This window comes from Rhizobium leguminosarum (genome assembly GCF_019798305.1).
GTDB lineage: Bacteria > Pseudomonadota > Alphaproteobacteria > Rhizobiales > Rhizobiaceae > Rhizobium > Rhizobium leguminosarum_U.
Map to the genome: position 1 here is coordinate 1 of NZ_JAAXDD010000035.1, position 13114 is coordinate 13114.

The 13114-nt window shown below is 61.4% G+C and carries 12 protein-coding genes and 2 pseudogenes; 6 read left to right on the forward strand and 8 right to left on the reverse strand.

Going from position 1 to position 13114, the window contains the following annotated elements:
* Positions 1-191: pseudogene (locus HFO99_RS32950) on the forward strand (IS110 family transposase); the annotation flags it as partial.
* Between the two features lie 84 nt (positions 192-275).
* On the opposite strand, the gene mazG reads toward HFO99_RS32950, so the two are convergent.
* A complete protein-coding gene (gene mazG, locus HFO99_RS32955) occupies positions 276-1121 on the reverse strand; it encodes a nucleoside triphosphate pyrophosphohydrolase (RefSeq protein WP_222365719.1) in 846 nt (281 codons plus the stop codon).
* A 51-nt stretch (positions 1122-1172) separates the two neighbouring features.
* Positions 1173-1760 (reverse strand): deaminase, encoded by a 588-nt coding sequence (locus tag HFO99_RS32960; RefSeq protein WP_018484754.1) that lies wholly within the window; start codon positions 1758-1760, stop codon positions 1173-1175.
* A 268-nt stretch (positions 1761-2028) separates the two neighbouring features.
* Here HFO99_RS32960 and cysG point away from each other — a divergent pair, with 268 nt between their 5' ends.
* The 5 genes from cysG (at position 2029) to HFO99_RS32985 (ending at position 7285) form a co-directional block, all read left to right on the forward strand.
* Positions 2029-3486, forward strand: coding sequence for a siroheme synthase CysG (cysG, locus tag HFO99_RS32965; RefSeq protein WP_222365720.1), 1458 nt, complete (start codon positions 2029-2031; stop codon positions 3484-3486).
* Positions 3468-3782, forward strand: coding sequence for a DUF2849 domain-containing protein (locus HFO99_RS32970; protein WP_222365721.1), 315 nt, complete (start codon positions 3468-3470; stop codon positions 3780-3782). The genes cysG and HFO99_RS32970 overlap by 19 nt, the downstream gene beginning before the upstream one ends.
* An 8-nt stretch (positions 3783-3790) precedes the next feature.
* Positions 3791-5461, forward strand: coding sequence for a nitrite/sulfite reductase (locus HFO99_RS32975; protein ID WP_128409901.1), 1671 nt, complete (start codon positions 3791-3793; stop codon positions 5459-5461).
* A 10-nt stretch (positions 5462-5471) separates the two neighbouring features.
* Positions 5472-5984 (forward strand): DUF934 domain-containing protein, encoded by a 513-nt coding sequence (locus HFO99_RS32980; protein WP_128405025.1) that lies wholly within the window; start codon positions 5472-5474, stop codon positions 5982-5984.
* 89 nt (positions 5985-6073) lie between these two features.
* Positions 6074-7285, forward strand: a complete 1212-nt coding sequence (locus tag HFO99_RS32985; protein ID WP_222365722.1) for a UbiH/UbiF family hydroxylase — start codon at positions 6074-6076, stop codon at positions 7283-7285.
* On the opposite strand, the pseudogene HFO99_RS32990 reads toward HFO99_RS32985, so the two are convergent.
* The 6 genes and pseudogenes from HFO99_RS32990 to HFO99_RS33015 form a co-directional block, all read right to left on the reverse strand.
* A pseudogene (locus HFO99_RS32990) lies at positions 7256-7786 on the reverse strand (AEC family transporter); the annotation flags it as partial. The gene HFO99_RS32985 and the pseudogene HFO99_RS32990 overlap by 30 nt on opposite strands.
* A 108-nt stretch (positions 7787-7894) precedes the next feature.
* Positions 7895-8830 (reverse strand): MBL fold metallo-hydrolase, encoded by a 936-nt coding sequence (locus tag HFO99_RS32995; protein WP_222365723.1) that lies wholly within the window; start codon positions 8828-8830, stop codon positions 7895-7897.
* 209 nt (positions 8831-9039) lie between these two features.
* A complete protein-coding gene (locus HFO99_RS33000) occupies positions 9040-9528 on the reverse strand; it encodes a cupin (RefSeq protein WP_222365724.1) in 489 nt (162 codons plus the stop codon).
* A 324-nt stretch (positions 9529-9852) separates the two neighbouring features.
* Positions 9853-11541: an adenylate/guanylate cyclase domain-containing protein gene (locus HFO99_RS33005; RefSeq protein ID WP_261323448.1), complete on the reverse strand. Its 1689-nt coding sequence runs from the start codon at positions 11539-11541 to the stop codon at positions 9853-9855.
* A 446-nt stretch (positions 11542-11987) separates the two neighbouring features.
* On the reverse strand, positions 11988-12779 hold the full coding sequence (locus tag HFO99_RS33010) for an SDR family NAD(P)-dependent oxidoreductase (RefSeq protein ID WP_222365726.1): 792 nt from the start codon (positions 12777-12779) through the stop codon (positions 11988-11990).
* Between the two features lie 123 nt (positions 12780-12902).
* Positions 12903-13114: transposase (locus tag HFO99_RS33015; RefSeq protein ID WP_222358238.1), on the reverse strand; the 212-nt coding region annotated here is incomplete at its 5' end.

The window sequence follows — 13114 nt, forward strand, 5'->3', positions numbered from 1 at the left end:
AGAGCCTGTTCATGTGCGCCTTCACGGCAACCCGGCACAATCCGGATCTGGCCTCCTTCTATGCGCGCTTGCGCAGCAACGGGAAGCAACACCTGTGCGCCGTCATAGCCGTCGCCCGAAAACTCATCATTCTCGCCAACGCCATCCTCATCCGAAAGACCGAATGGACGCCACAGTACCGGCAAAATTGAAACATGGTTGCTCCCCGCTTGGGAGAAGGGGAGTAAGCCCAGCCTCCGCTCTATCCTCTGTTCGCCTTGGATACCCTGGAGAACTCACTCAGCGCTAGACGTCACAGCTCTCTCGATCGCCTTCGCCGCCTGCCAGATTTCCTCCATCCGCTCCAGCGTCGCGTGTTCCAGCGTCTCTCCCTCTGCTTCAAGAACCTGTTCTATATGGCTGAAGCGACGCCGGAATTTCGTATTCGTGCCACGCAGCGCCTGTTCCGGATCGGCCTTCACATGCCGGCCAATATTGACGACCGCGAAGATCAGGTCGCCGAGCTCGTCGCTGACCTTTGCCTGATCGCCTTCGCGAAGGGCTGCTCGCAATTCGCCGATCTCCTCCTCGATCTTGTCGAGGATCGGCTCCGGTGCTGACCAGTCGAAGCCGACCTTGGCGGCGCGTTCCTGCAGCTTCAGGGCTTCTGTTAGAGCCGGGAAGCTGCGCTGCACCGAGCCGAGGAACCCGCTGTTGAAATCCTCGGTGATGCCGCGCCGTGAGCGCCGCTCGGCGCGCTCGCGTTTCTCCGCCTGCTTGATCTCGTCCCATTGTATCTTCACCGCGTCCGGCGTATCCGCCGCCGAGCGAGCAAAGACGTGCTGATGGCGGCGGATCATCTTGGCGGTGATGGCGTTGACCACGTCGCCGAAGGAAAATTCGCCGGCCTCCTCGGCCATGCGGGCGTGAAAGACCACCTGCAGCAGCAGATCGCCCAGTTCGTCGCAGAGATCGTCCATGTCGCCGCGCTCGATCGCATCGGAGACCTCATAGGCCTCTTCGATCGTATAGGGCTTGATCGTCTCGAAACTCTGCACGATGTCCCAGGGGCAGCCGGTTTCGGGATGGCGTAGCGCCGCCATGATCTCGATCAGTCGCGAAATGTCTTTGGAAGGTTCCATGTTGCCTCGGTTCAGCAGGCTTCAGTTCAGAGGCCCTCAGTTCAATGGCCCTCAGTTCAGTGGAATGTCGTTGGCGCTCTTCGACGACTGGTAGCTGGTCGACAGCGCGTCGTAGCGCGCCTTGATGCGGGCGGTCTGTGTCTGCAGCGCGGTCTTCAGCGGAGCCTCCTCGGTCTCGACGAGATCGGCGATGGCAAAGCTGTTCCAGAAGGCGTTTTGCCTGCGGTAGCCGCCGGGTTCAAGCCCGAAGACTTCCTTCAGGATCTTCAGGTCGTGCGGAATGGCGAAGGCGTCGCGCGAATCCTCGTGGCTGAAGAAATAGTAGAAATTGTCGAAGCCCGCCCATGTGATCGCCGACATGCACATGGTGCAGGGTTCGTGCGTCGAAAGGAAGATCAGATCCTTGGTCGGCGGCTTGTCACCAAGCTCGTAGAAACGCTTCAGCGTATGCACCTCGCCGTGCCAGAGCGGGTTCTCCAGCTCGTTATTGGTCTCGGCGACGACAAGCGAAAGATCGGATTTCCGCAGGATCGCCGCACCGAACACCTTGTTGCCAAGCGAAACGCCACGCTCCGTCAGCGGCAGGATATCGTCTTCCATGACCTGAAGCAGGCGGGAGGCAATGGTCTTATCAGGCATGGGGGCCCTCCAGTTTTCCTCAGTCTATCGCCTTGGCGGCGCGAGTGAAATGCGCGAAGCATCGGTGGACGTCTTTTGTCACAGGCTTTATACTGCGCTGCAGCAAGCGGGCTGGGAATATGCGGCTTTTTGGCAGCACGGGTGACTTTTCTCAAATCATTGACGGCACGAGCAAAAGAATACCTGCTTGCTTGGGCTTTCGAATTTCTGTTCCTTCAATCCCTTGTCGATCAAGGGCATATTCCGGCAACTTCGAAGTGGATTGATGATGCCTCCCAAGACTGAACAGCTTTCGGTATTTCCCGCCTTCTTTCGCGTGGAAGGCCAGAAGACGGCTGTCTTCGGCAATGGCGACGAAGCTTTCGCCAAGGTGCGGCTGCTGCTGAACACAAAGGCGCGGATCATTGCCTATGCCGACCGGCCGGAAGCCGATTACCACGCCTTCCTGATTGCCAACCGCATCGAGACCGTGCGCGCTACCTTCTCCGCCGAACAGGTCGAGGGTTCAGCACTCGTCTTCGCCGCAACCGGCAATGAAGCCGACGACCGCAGCATCGTCGATGCCGCCCGCGCTGCCAGAATTCCGGCCAATGCCGTCGATCAGCCCGATTACTGCGATTTCTTCACGCCGGCGCTGGTCAACCGCGCCCCCGTCGCCGTTGCGATCGGTACCGAAGGGGCAGGGCCGGTTCTGGCGCAGATGATCCGCGCGCAGATCGACCAGCTTCTTTCGCCCTCGCTCGGCCGTCTTGCCGGTCTGGCGACGAGCTACCGCAAGGCCGTCGAACAACTGATTCCTAAAGGCGTCTCCCGCCGGGTCTTTTGGCGCCGCTTCTTTTCCGGTGCCGTTGCCGATGCGATCGCCAACGGCAACCTGCCGCAGGCCCGCCATGCCGTCGATCGGCTGCTGCAGGCGATGGACAAGGTCGCCGGTCACGTCTGGCTGGTCGGCGCCGGTCCGGGTGCCGAGGATCTGCTGACGCTGCGCGCCCAGCGCGTGATGATGGAAGCCGATGTCATCGTCTATGACGCGCTGGTGCCGCAGGCGATCGTCGATATGGGCCGCCGGGATGCCGAGCGGCTTTCCGTCGGCAAGCGCAAGGGCTGCCACTCGAAGTCCCAGGAAGAGATCAACGACCTGCTGGTCGATCTCGGTCGTCAGGGCAAGCGCGTCGTCCGTCTGAAATCCGGCGATCCCCTGGTCTATGGCCGGGCAGGGGAGGAGATGGCCGCACTGCGCGCTGCTGGCATCACCTATGAGGTCGTGCCGGGCATCACCTCGGCTTTCGCCGCCGCTGCCGATTTCGAGCTGCCGCTGACGCTGCGCGGCGTTGCCTCCTCGCTGGTCTTTACCACCGGCCATGATCTTACCGGCGACGTGCTGCCCGATTGGGCAAGCCTTGCCGTTTCCGGCGCGACGATCGCCGTCTATATGGGCCGCACGGTTGCCGCCTCCGTCGCCGAGCGGCTGATGCAGGCGGGCATTCCGTCTGAGACCACCGTCGCCGTCATCGAAAATGCCAGCCGCGCCGATCGCCGCCTGCTGCATGGCACGCTCGCCGATCTGCCCGATCTGCAGCACCGCGACGAATTAACCGGGCCTGTCATGGTCATTATCGGCGATGCGGTCGCCGGCGCCAATTTCGAACTGTCCGAGCCCCTGGTGCGCGCAAACGCCCGGCTCGAGGAACTTGCAAGGAGCCGAATATGGGTGACAAGGTTCTGACCGCCAACCGGCTGACGGACGGCATTGCCGTCTGGCTGGATGCGAATGGGAAGTGGTCCACCTCGCTGCAGGAGGCGCTCGTTGCCGGTCATGCCGAGGCCGTTGCGGCGCTGGAGGCGATCGGCAAAAAATCCTATGCCGACAACGAGGTCGTTGACGTCGCCGTCGTCGACGTTCAGGAAACCAACGGCATTCTCTGGCCGCTTCGCCTTCGCGAGCGCATCCGCGCACAGGGCCCGACCATGGAATATGCCCCGGGCTACGCTCCTGCCGATCCCGAATTCATTGCAGTCTGAGGAAGACGATGTACCGTTACGACGAATTTGACCATGCCTTTGTTACCGAGCGCGTCGAGCAGTTTCGCGATCAGGTCCAGCGCCGCCTTTCCGGCGAGCTCGCCGAGGACGCGTTCAAGCCGCTGCGCCTGATGAACGGCGTCTACCTGCAGCTCCACGCCTACATGCTGCGCATCGCCATTCCCTATGGCACGCTGAGCGCGCGCCAGCTGCGCATGCTCGCCCATATCGCCCGCACCTATGACCGCGGCTATGGCCACTTCACCACGCGCCAGAACCTGCAGTTCAACTGGCCGAAACTGTCCGATATTCCAGATGCGCTCGCCGATCTTGCCAGCGTCGAGATGCATGCGCTGCAGACCTCGGGCAACTGCATCAGAAACGTCACGGCCGATCACTTCGCCGGTGCCGCCGCCGATGAGATCGCCGATCCGCGTCCTTACGCCGAAATCCTGCGCCAGTGGTCGTCGGTCCACCCGGAATTTTCCTTCCTGCCGCGCAAGTTCAAGATCGCCGTCACCGGCGCCGAGCGTGACCGCGCCGCAATCCAGGTCCATGATATCGGCCTGCACGTGAAGACGAACGACAAGGGCGAGATCGGCTTTGCCGTCTATGTCGGCGGCGGCCAGGGCCGTACGCCGATGATCGCCAAGCTGATCCGCGACTTCCTGCCCGAGGAAGACCTGCTCTCCTACACCACGGCCATCGTGCGCGTGTACAATCTGCACGGCCGCCGCGACAACAAATACAAGGCCCGCATCAAGATCCTCGTGCACGAAACCGGCACCGAGGAGCTGACGCGCCAGGTGGAAGCCGAATTCGCCGCGCTGAAGGATACCGAGCTCAAGCTGCCGGAAAAGGACGTCCAGTCGATCGCTGCCTACTTCGCGCCGCCGGCTCTGCCCGAACGCGCCGAAGGCTGGGAAAACCTTGCCCGCTGGAAGAAGGCCGATTCCGGTTTCTCCCGCTGGGTTCAGCAGAACGTGCAGCCGCACAAGAACCCCGATTACGGCATGGTGACGATCTCGCTGAAGCCGATCGGCGGCATTCCGGGCGATGCCTCGGATGCGCAGATGGATGCGATCGCCGATCTCGCCGAGGAATATGCCTTCGACGAGATCCGCGTCAGCCATGAGCAGAACCTGATCCTGCCGCATGTGGCGCTTGCCGATCTCGAAGCCGTCTATCGCGGCCTCGTCGCCATCAATCTGGCCGAAGCCAATGCCGGCCTGATCACCGATATCATTGCCTGTCCCGGGCTGGACTACTGCGCGCTCGCCAATGCGCGCTCCATTCCGCTGGCGCAGGAAATCTCCCGCCGCTTCGGCGATGCCGAACGCCAGGCCGAGATCGGCGAGCTGAAGATCAAGATCTCCGGCTGCATCAATGCCTGCGGCCATCACCATGTCGGCCATATCGGCCTGCTCGGTGTCGAGAAGAAAGGCGCCGAACTCTACCAGATCACGCTCGGCGGCTCCGGCGACGAACATACCTCGATCGGCGAAATCATCGGCCGCGGCTTCGAGCCGGACCGGGTGACCGACGCGATCGAGACGATCGTCGACACCTATCTCGGCCTGCGCCTCGATCATTCCGAGAACTTCCTCGCCGCCTATCGCCGTGTCGGGCCGCAGCCGTTCAAGACTGCGCTCTACGGCTCGGCCGCCGAAGCGGCATAAGGAGGGGATGATGACGAAGATCTGGAGAGAAACCGGTTTTGTCGAAAACGATCCCTGGGTGATCGAGACCGACGAGGTGAAGGCGACCGAGGAGCAGAAGCCGCTGCTCGGCCTCGACGAGCTGATCGCCAAGGCCGACGAAAGCAACGATGTCGGCCTCGGCGTGCTGATCAAGCCGGCTGACGATGTGCGCCGGCTGGAGCCCTATCTCTATCGCCTCGAGATCGTCGCCGTCGCCTTTCCGGCTTTCAACGACGGCCGCGCCTTCAGCCATGCCTCACTGCTGCGCCAGCGCCTCGGCTACACCAACGAGCTGCGCGCCGTCGGCGACGTGCTGATCGATCAGGTGCCGCTGATGCTGCGCGTCGGCATCGACAGCTTTTCGGTCACCAACGCCACGGCGCTGAAGCGGCTTGGCGAAAACCGTCTTCCCGCCATTCCCCATCATTATCAGCCGGCGGTGCGTGACGCCGACGCCGGCAAGGGTTATAGTTGGCGCCGTCAGGCGAAGCCGGCCGCATAAGCGACCGGTTCGTCGTTGCAGAGCATGTCGCGCAAAAGTGTGCAGCGGTTTTGCGATAACGACATGCTTTAGAATGACGGAACGGTAGCATGAAGAGATTCGAAGTGGCGGTGATCGGTGGCGGTCTCGCCGGCATGATCGCCGCAATCGCGCTTGCGCGCGGCGGTCGCAACGTGGCGCTGGTGGCACCCATCGCTCCGAAAGAGGATCGGCGCACCACGGCGCTGATGGATCAGTCGATCCGCTTCCTCGACCGCCTGACGCTCTGGGAAAAGCTCCGCCCCGCAGCCGCCCCTCTCACCAGCATGCGCATCGTCGACGGCACCGATCGGCTGCTGCGCGCGCCGACCACCACCTTCCGCGCGGCCGATGTCGGCCTGGATGCCTTTGGCTACAATTTCCCCAACAGGGCGCTGATCGATATCCTCGAAGAGGCCGCTGCCGGCGAGGGCAATATCACCCGCTTCACTGGTATGGCCGAATCGATCGACACATCAGCCGAAGTGGTCTCGATCGCGCTCGCCGGCGGCGAGACGCTGTCGGCCGATTTTGCCGTCGGCGCCGATGGCCGCGGCTCGAAGCTGCGCGAAACATCCGGCATTGCCGTGCGCAACTGGTCCTATCCGCAATCGGCCATGGTGCTGAATTTCACCCATTCGCTGCCGCACCAGAACATCTCGACCGAATTCCACACCAAACACGGCCCCTTCACCCAGGTGCCGCTGCCGGGAAGCCGCTCCAGCCTCGTCTGGGTGCAGGATCCCGCTGAGGCAACGAGCCGCATGGAATTGCCGCTTACCGATCTCGGCGCCGTCGTCGAGGCGCGCATGCAGTCCATACTCGGCAAGGTTGATGTCGAGCAGGGCGTCCAGGTCTGGCCGTTGTCCGGCATGATGGCGCATCGTTTCGGCAAGGGACGCATCGCGCTCATCGGCGAGGCCGCCCATGTCTTCCCGCCGATCGGGGCGCAGGGGCTGAACCTCAGCCTGCGCGATATCATGGCGCTTGCCGATATCCTGTGCGACAGGGCGGAATTGCCGGTGCCGGCCGATGCCGGCGAAAGCTTCGACCGCAGGCGCCGCGCCGATATCATGACGCGCACAGCCAGTGTCGATCTTCTCAACCGTTCGCTGCTCTCGGATTTCCTGCCCGTCCAGATGCTGCGGGCTGCCGGCCTGCATATCCTCTCGGCTATACCGCCGCTGCGCAATATCGTGATGCGCGAGGGCATCGAGCCCGGCCGCGGCCTTCGCGATATTCCCGATGCGCTGCGGGAAAAGCTGAAGCGGAAGAAGGCCTGAGCGGATTACGATCAGCCAGAGCGAAACAGTCACCACCGAAAACACCGTAGTGATCAGGATCGTCGCCGGGGCGCGCTCCTGCCAGACGCCATATTGCTGGCCGATGACGAAGACATTGGTCGCCGTCGGCAGGCAGGCGAGCAGCACGGCGGCCTGGATCCAGACCGGCTCGAAACCACCCACCGCTGTCAGCGCAATGAAAACCGCGATCGGATGCAGGATGAGCTTCGCCGGCACGATATAGGAGATCTCGGCCGGGATCCGCATCAGCGGCCGGAGCGCCAGCGTCACGCCCATGGCAAACAGCGCAAAGGGAGCCGCCGCCTGGGCGAGATAATCGACGAGGCGCTGAAACGCCAGCGGCTGGTCGAGATGCAAGGCAGCCACGGCAAAGCCAAGCGTCGTCGACAGGATGAAGGGATGCAGGCCGACTTTCCGCACGATGTCGGCGATAAGCCGGCTGGCTGAACGCTTGTCGTCGCCAGCCGCTGCAATCAGTGCCAAAAGTGTGTAGCGGTTTTGCGTCCGGAATTGCGTAAAGTAAATCGATAGAGCGTGGACTCATTCACGCGATGAGTACACGCTCTAAGATCCCAACCCGACGAGCGATCAGTAGTCCCAGAAGGCCGCCACCCAACGAAAGGCGTCGCCGTCGACCGCCACCCGGCCGACGGAGGGGAACGGCAGGTGGGTGGCCACCAGTTGCTCGCCGGTCTCTGCCAGTTCCCGCAAAAGACGGATCCGAACGCGCGCCGCCTCCTCGGGGTCGTGCTCGAAGCCGTTGAACCAGTCGGGGTGCTCAAAGCCGACCGCGAATACGGCGTCGCCGGCAAACATCAGCCGGTCGCCGCCGGACGCCACGCGGATCACGCTGTGCCCCGGGGTGTGGCCGCCGGTGCGATGGACGACCACGCCCGGCGCCACCTCGTACTCGTCATCGAACAGCCTGAAATGGCTGCGATACTCTTTGGCGAACCGCTCGGCGGTCGCCCGAAGCGCGTCCGGGAACCCCGGCGGCATGGAGACCCGGGAGAAATCGGGCGCCTCCCAGAACTTGACCTCGGCCGCCGCCACATGGATCCGCAGGTCCGGACGGAGCTGGTCCTTCACTCCGTCGACCAGCAGGCCGCCAATGTGGTCCATGTGCATGTGGGTCAGGACCACATCGGTCACCGACGCAAGATCGATACCGGCAGCTTCCAGCCGCTTGATCAGCTGCCCGGCCCGCGGCAGGTGCAGGTCGGGGTCGATCCCCAGCCCGGCATCGAGGAGTATGGTCTGGTCGCCGCTGCGCACCACGACCACATTGAGCGCCCAGTCGAAAGCGTCCGGCGGCAGGAACATCTCTTTCAGCCAAGCCGCTCGGACGGCGGGATCGGCGTTGTGTCCCAGCATCGCGGTTGGGAGCGGTAGCACTCCATCGCTGACCACCAGCACCTCAATCTCGCCGACCTGCACCGCGTAGCGCGACGGAACCAATTCGTCGAGCCGAGGTCTGCCGGTGTGTGCGGTGTTTTCCAGGCTCATCTTTGTCTCAAGGTTCATGTTCGTCTCCTTCTGACCGCCGCCTTAAACACGGCATTGACGACGCTACATGGAGGCGTGTTTGCGATCGATTGGTCGAGGGATAAGGACGAGTGGGGCCGAGGGACAGGACAAGCCATACCACCGAATAGGTGCGGGCCTCGCTTTTTGCTGCCGGCGGCGTGCTGATGGGGGCGGCGTCGATCAGATCGGCGAACGCGGCAAGCCTGCTACCGCCATGTCTCGATGAGAAATCCCGATGATCCTTGAACGGGATCGGTGTGGGGTAGGGAAACTGACGAGATTTTCGTCAGCGTTTCGCTTGAAGCAGCCGAAGTCTGAATGTCGGCATGCTGTCCCTTAGGATAAGCGCCGATGACCTGGAAATTCGACGTGCAGCCGAGATTTCGGTGCCCTGTCCCGGCAGGAAGCACCAGACAGTCTCCCGCCGCCACCGCGATTGCTTGACCGCCGGGACCACCAATCAGCAGCGTGGCGCTACCAAGTGCAATTCCCAGCACTTCATGGGCACCGGAATGGTAGTGCTGATAATCGAAGACACCGTTTCTCCAGATGCCTGTCCAACCGTTTGCCGCGAAGCGACGTTCGAAATCGATCGGTCTGCCGTCGGCAAACAGCCCTCTGTAAAGCAATACAGGAAGATGCGGGTTGTTCGGGACCCAGTCGCTCGGTCCGAAAACTATCGTCTCTATGTTCATGCCGAATTCCCAAGGTAGTCGCCGATTGCCGCGACGCGACGGCCATCGAGCCGTCGCCCAAGTGCTGCGTTTATGGTCTCAATGCTAAACCTTGGTGGTCGCCAGCAGTTCCCTGGCGTGCCGTGGTTTCTGAGACGACGCATTGGAGGTCTTTCCCCCTTTAAAGCTCATCAATGATGTTGGGATCGCTGGCGGCGGCCACGAATGTGGGGAACAGATGGCGCTCGCCGGCTTCGCCGAAGCCGATCTCGGCCGCGCGCGGTATCCAGGCACCGTCGAAATGGCATTGCCATACTCCCCGGTCTGGATGTGGCCATCGACGTCCTATCCCTCCGGCAATCCCGTACCCAACAGGCCCTGTCTGAACTTCTCGGTCTGTTCGGCAGTTTCGACCACGATCCCTCGCGCCAAAAACTCCGCGATCGTCAGATCTGGGTGATTTTCTCGAACGCTTTTGGCAAGTGCGGCTGCTTCTTGGGAGCTGCCCGCCATCGACAAGCAGGCGATCATCCGGGTGCTGGTATACTTTCCGGGGTTCGGTAGCTGCTTTAGCGCCGCTAGGGCCTGCTCGTAATCGCCCTTAAAATAGAGAAGATTACCCAAAACTGCGTGATACCAGTGAGGCGGGTAGGGGTTGAGCCGCATCCCTTCTTCGACCAGGGGAAGCGCTTCGTCTATACGGTTTCGCCTTGCCAGAAGTCCGCCGAACTGGACCAATGCATGGGCGTCACTGGAATTGAGCTTATATGCCAAGCGGAATTCTCTCTCGGAGTTGTCAAAATCCTTCAAGTAAAGGTGAGCGAGCCCGAGTACCCGATGGGCGCCAGCCTCTCCCTCGTCGAGCTTTACGGCATGACGAGCGAGGGCGATCCCGTCGCGAAGTACAGTTTCCGGCGCGTTGGCATAGCCGCCGACCGCTATCCTCGCCAACGCAAGATGAGCGTGTGCCAGTGCAAAGCCTCCGTCGCCGGCAACCGCTGCTTCGAACATCTCCACCGCCTTGACGTTGTCATCCGGCTCGTAGCCTCTGAGATGCACGAGCCCTCGCAGATAATATTCGTAAGCAGCGAGGCTGGCCGGTGGTCGCCGGAGGGACTCTCGATAATCACAGCTTTCGATTTGGCCCACGAGACTTGCGACAATCATTTTCACGATCTCGTCCTGGATGCCGAAAATATCTGCCGCTTGCCGCTGATATTTCTCAGACCAAACCAACCGCTCCGTGTCTGCTTGGATCATCCGCACCGTGATCCGAACCTCGTCTCCCGACCGACGCATGTTGCCTGTTACGAGATAGCTGGCAGCGAGCTTGCGCCCAACTTCTTTTAAACCCTCCGAGCGATCACGGAACGCAAACGCTGAGGACACCGCAATCACCGACAGGCTCCTGAATCTTGCCAGGCCGGAGATGATGTCCTCAGTAAAGCCGTCGACGAGGAACTCGTTCGCTGCTTCATCTGCGCTTTGAAAGGGAAGGACGGCGACGACAGTTCGAATTGACTGCTCTATTGTGGGGGTGCGAGGCCAATGCCATGCACGCACAGGCCTGGAAATATTTTTCAGATGTAGCAGTCCTCCATCTACAAACAGCCGCTGCAATTCCTCTGGGAGGATGTCGTGCGTTGTTTCTGAGATGCAGATGCCATCCGGTAACGCGTGTTGTTCGAGGCGCGCCGCAACATTCACGCCGTCGCCGAACACATCGTCCTGAGTGATCAGGACCTCGGCGTAGTTTACACCAATTCGAATTCGAAGAGGATCGGTGCCACTGGCAGCTACAGCCTCGCTGGCCAGCAGATACTGTACCTGTAACGCCGTCGAGATGGCGACGGCCGGGCTGTCGAATATCGAAAGTAGGCCGTCACCCATAACTTTGATTGTCCGACCGCCACTCTTGAGGATTCGAGGCTTGAGGATCTCTTCTTGCAAGCGACTAACGCTTGCCAGTGTTCCTTCTTCGTCGGCTTCCATCATGCGCGAATAACCGACGACGTCCGTCGTCAGGATGGCCATCAGTCGTCTGGTGGTGGGCGAAGCGGACATCTGTGACAAATCCCGAGTAAACGGCAAGTGCTTCGAATAGAATGTACAGTCTTACGGCACTGATGTCATGCACACGGAGGGATAACGCTCCGCTACCCACCATTGGTCGAGCAAGCGCCGAGACCCATGCCTGGACCACCTCCGGGCTGCCTTCGCACCTCCTTGGAGCAATAGGCAAGCACCTTCATTGAACTCACCTTTCGCGACCGCCGTGGACGATTTCATCGATTTCACGAATTCACACCAGAAGGCTTCCGGACCGAGCTACATCGAGCGCCGTCTTTTCGACAAGCTACTGGTCTGCGAAGCGATGAGGACAGAAAAGCTCCGGAAGGCTGCCAAACAGCCCGCCACCACAGCGTATCGCGGAGACAACTTCCGACGAAGACGGTGCAGTGGCCGGTCGGTGGCGTCCGTCAGAGCGTGTCGATCAGGCCTCCGTCCACGCGCATCGAAGCCCCAGTCGTTGCGGACGCCAAAGGGGAGGCCAGATAGGTGACGAGATTGGCAATTTCCTCGACGCTCGCAGCTCGTTGGATGATCGAGCCGGCGCGGTGCTTTTTGACGAAATCCGCCGCCACCTCCTCGATCGGTTTCCCTGTCTTCGCACGTTCCTCGGCGAGCATTGCCTCGACGCCCTCGGACAGCGTGGGGCCGGGAAGGACGGAGTTCACCGTCACGCCCGTGCCAGCCATGCGCTTAGCAAGGCCGCGGGCAACCGCGATGTCTGCGGTCTTGCTGACACCGTAGTGGATCATCTCGACCGGTATGTTAAAGCCGGATTCAGACGCGATGAAGATGACGCGGCCCCAATCGAGCTTCTGCATGCCCGGAAGATATGCGCGCGAAAGCCTGACGGCGGACATGACGTTCACCTTCCAGTGGCGGTCCCATACCTCGTCGTCCGCATCGAAAAAGTCTAGCGGCTGAAAGATGCCCGCGTTGTTGATGAGGATGTCCACATGAGGAACTTGGGCGACAAGAGCATCACATCCGCCAGCTGTTGCGAGATCTGCTGCCGCCGCGGTGACACTTCCCTTGGCGCCTTCGCCTTTCAGGCGGTCTGCGGCCTTCGCGGTCTTTTCTTCGGACCGGCCGTTGACCACCACGTCCGCACCCGCCCTCGCGAGCTGGCGGACGATTGCGTATCCAATGCCTTCGGTGGATCCGGTAACCAGAGCGGTCTTGCCTGAGAGGTCGATCTGCATCTTCTGCTCCTGTGAGTTTGGATGACAGAACGTATGAATTGGCGACCGATCTCGCAACAGTCTATGATGCGGATAATCCTTCCCCTTCGATTGGGCGGCCGCGGGGCCTAGAGCGGGATTGTTTTAGGTCTGTTCATATCCGGCTTCCCTGAAGTAGTTTTGGCACTCTTTCGGCGAGACGGTTTGAAGGGTGGCTGCCAGCGCGTCATCGACAGCCTGTCGGGTTCGGGCCTGCGCCTTACGCAGCTCGTGCTTGATCTTGGCAAAGAGCTTTTCGATCGGATTGAGATCGGGAGAGTATTGCGGCAGGAAGAACAATCGGGCGCCGGCCTTGC

What these genes read in the sequence shown, in the direction of transcription:
- mazG (WP_222365719.1), bottom strand. Translation starts at nt 1,121, where the DNA reads ATGGAACCTTCCAAAGACATTTCGCGACTGATCGAGATCATGGCGGCG.
- HFO99_RS32960 (WP_018484754.1), bottom strand. Translation starts at nt 1,760, where the DNA reads ATGCCTGATAAGACCATTGCCTCCCGCCTGCTTCAGGTCATGGAAGAC.
- cysG (WP_222365720.1), top strand. Translation starts at nt 2,029, where the DNA reads ATGCCTCCCAAGACTGAACAGCTTTCGGTATTTCCCGCCTTCTTTCGC.
- HFO99_RS32970 (WP_222365721.1), top strand. Translation starts at nt 3,468, where the DNA reads ATGGGTGACAAGGTTCTGACCGCCAACCGGCTGACGGACGGCATTGCC.
- HFO99_RS32975 (WP_128409901.1), top strand. Translation starts at nt 3,791, where the DNA reads ATGTACCGTTACGACGAATTTGACCATGCCTTTGTTACCGAGCGCGTC.
- HFO99_RS32980 (WP_128405025.1), top strand. Translation starts at nt 5,472, where the DNA reads ATGACGAAGATCTGGAGAGAAACCGGTTTTGTCGAAAACGATCCCTGG.
- HFO99_RS32985 (WP_222365722.1), top strand. Translation starts at nt 6,074, where the DNA reads ATGAAGAGATTCGAAGTGGCGGTGATCGGTGGCGGTCTCGCCGGCATG.
- HFO99_RS32995 (WP_222365723.1), bottom strand. Translation starts at nt 8,830, where the DNA reads ATGAACCTTGAGACAAAGATGAGCCTGGAAAACACCGCACACACCGGC.
- HFO99_RS33000 (WP_222365724.1), bottom strand. Translation starts at nt 9,528, where the DNA reads ATGAACATAGAGACGATAGTTTTCGGACCGAGCGACTGGGTCCCGAAC.
- HFO99_RS33005 (WP_261323448.1), bottom strand. Translation starts at nt 11,541, where the DNA reads ATGGCCATCCTGACGACGGACGTCGTCGGTTATTCGCGCATGATGGAA.
- HFO99_RS33010 (WP_222365726.1), bottom strand. Translation starts at nt 12,779, where the DNA reads ATGCAGATCGACCTCTCAGGCAAGACCGCTCTGGTTACCGGATCCACC.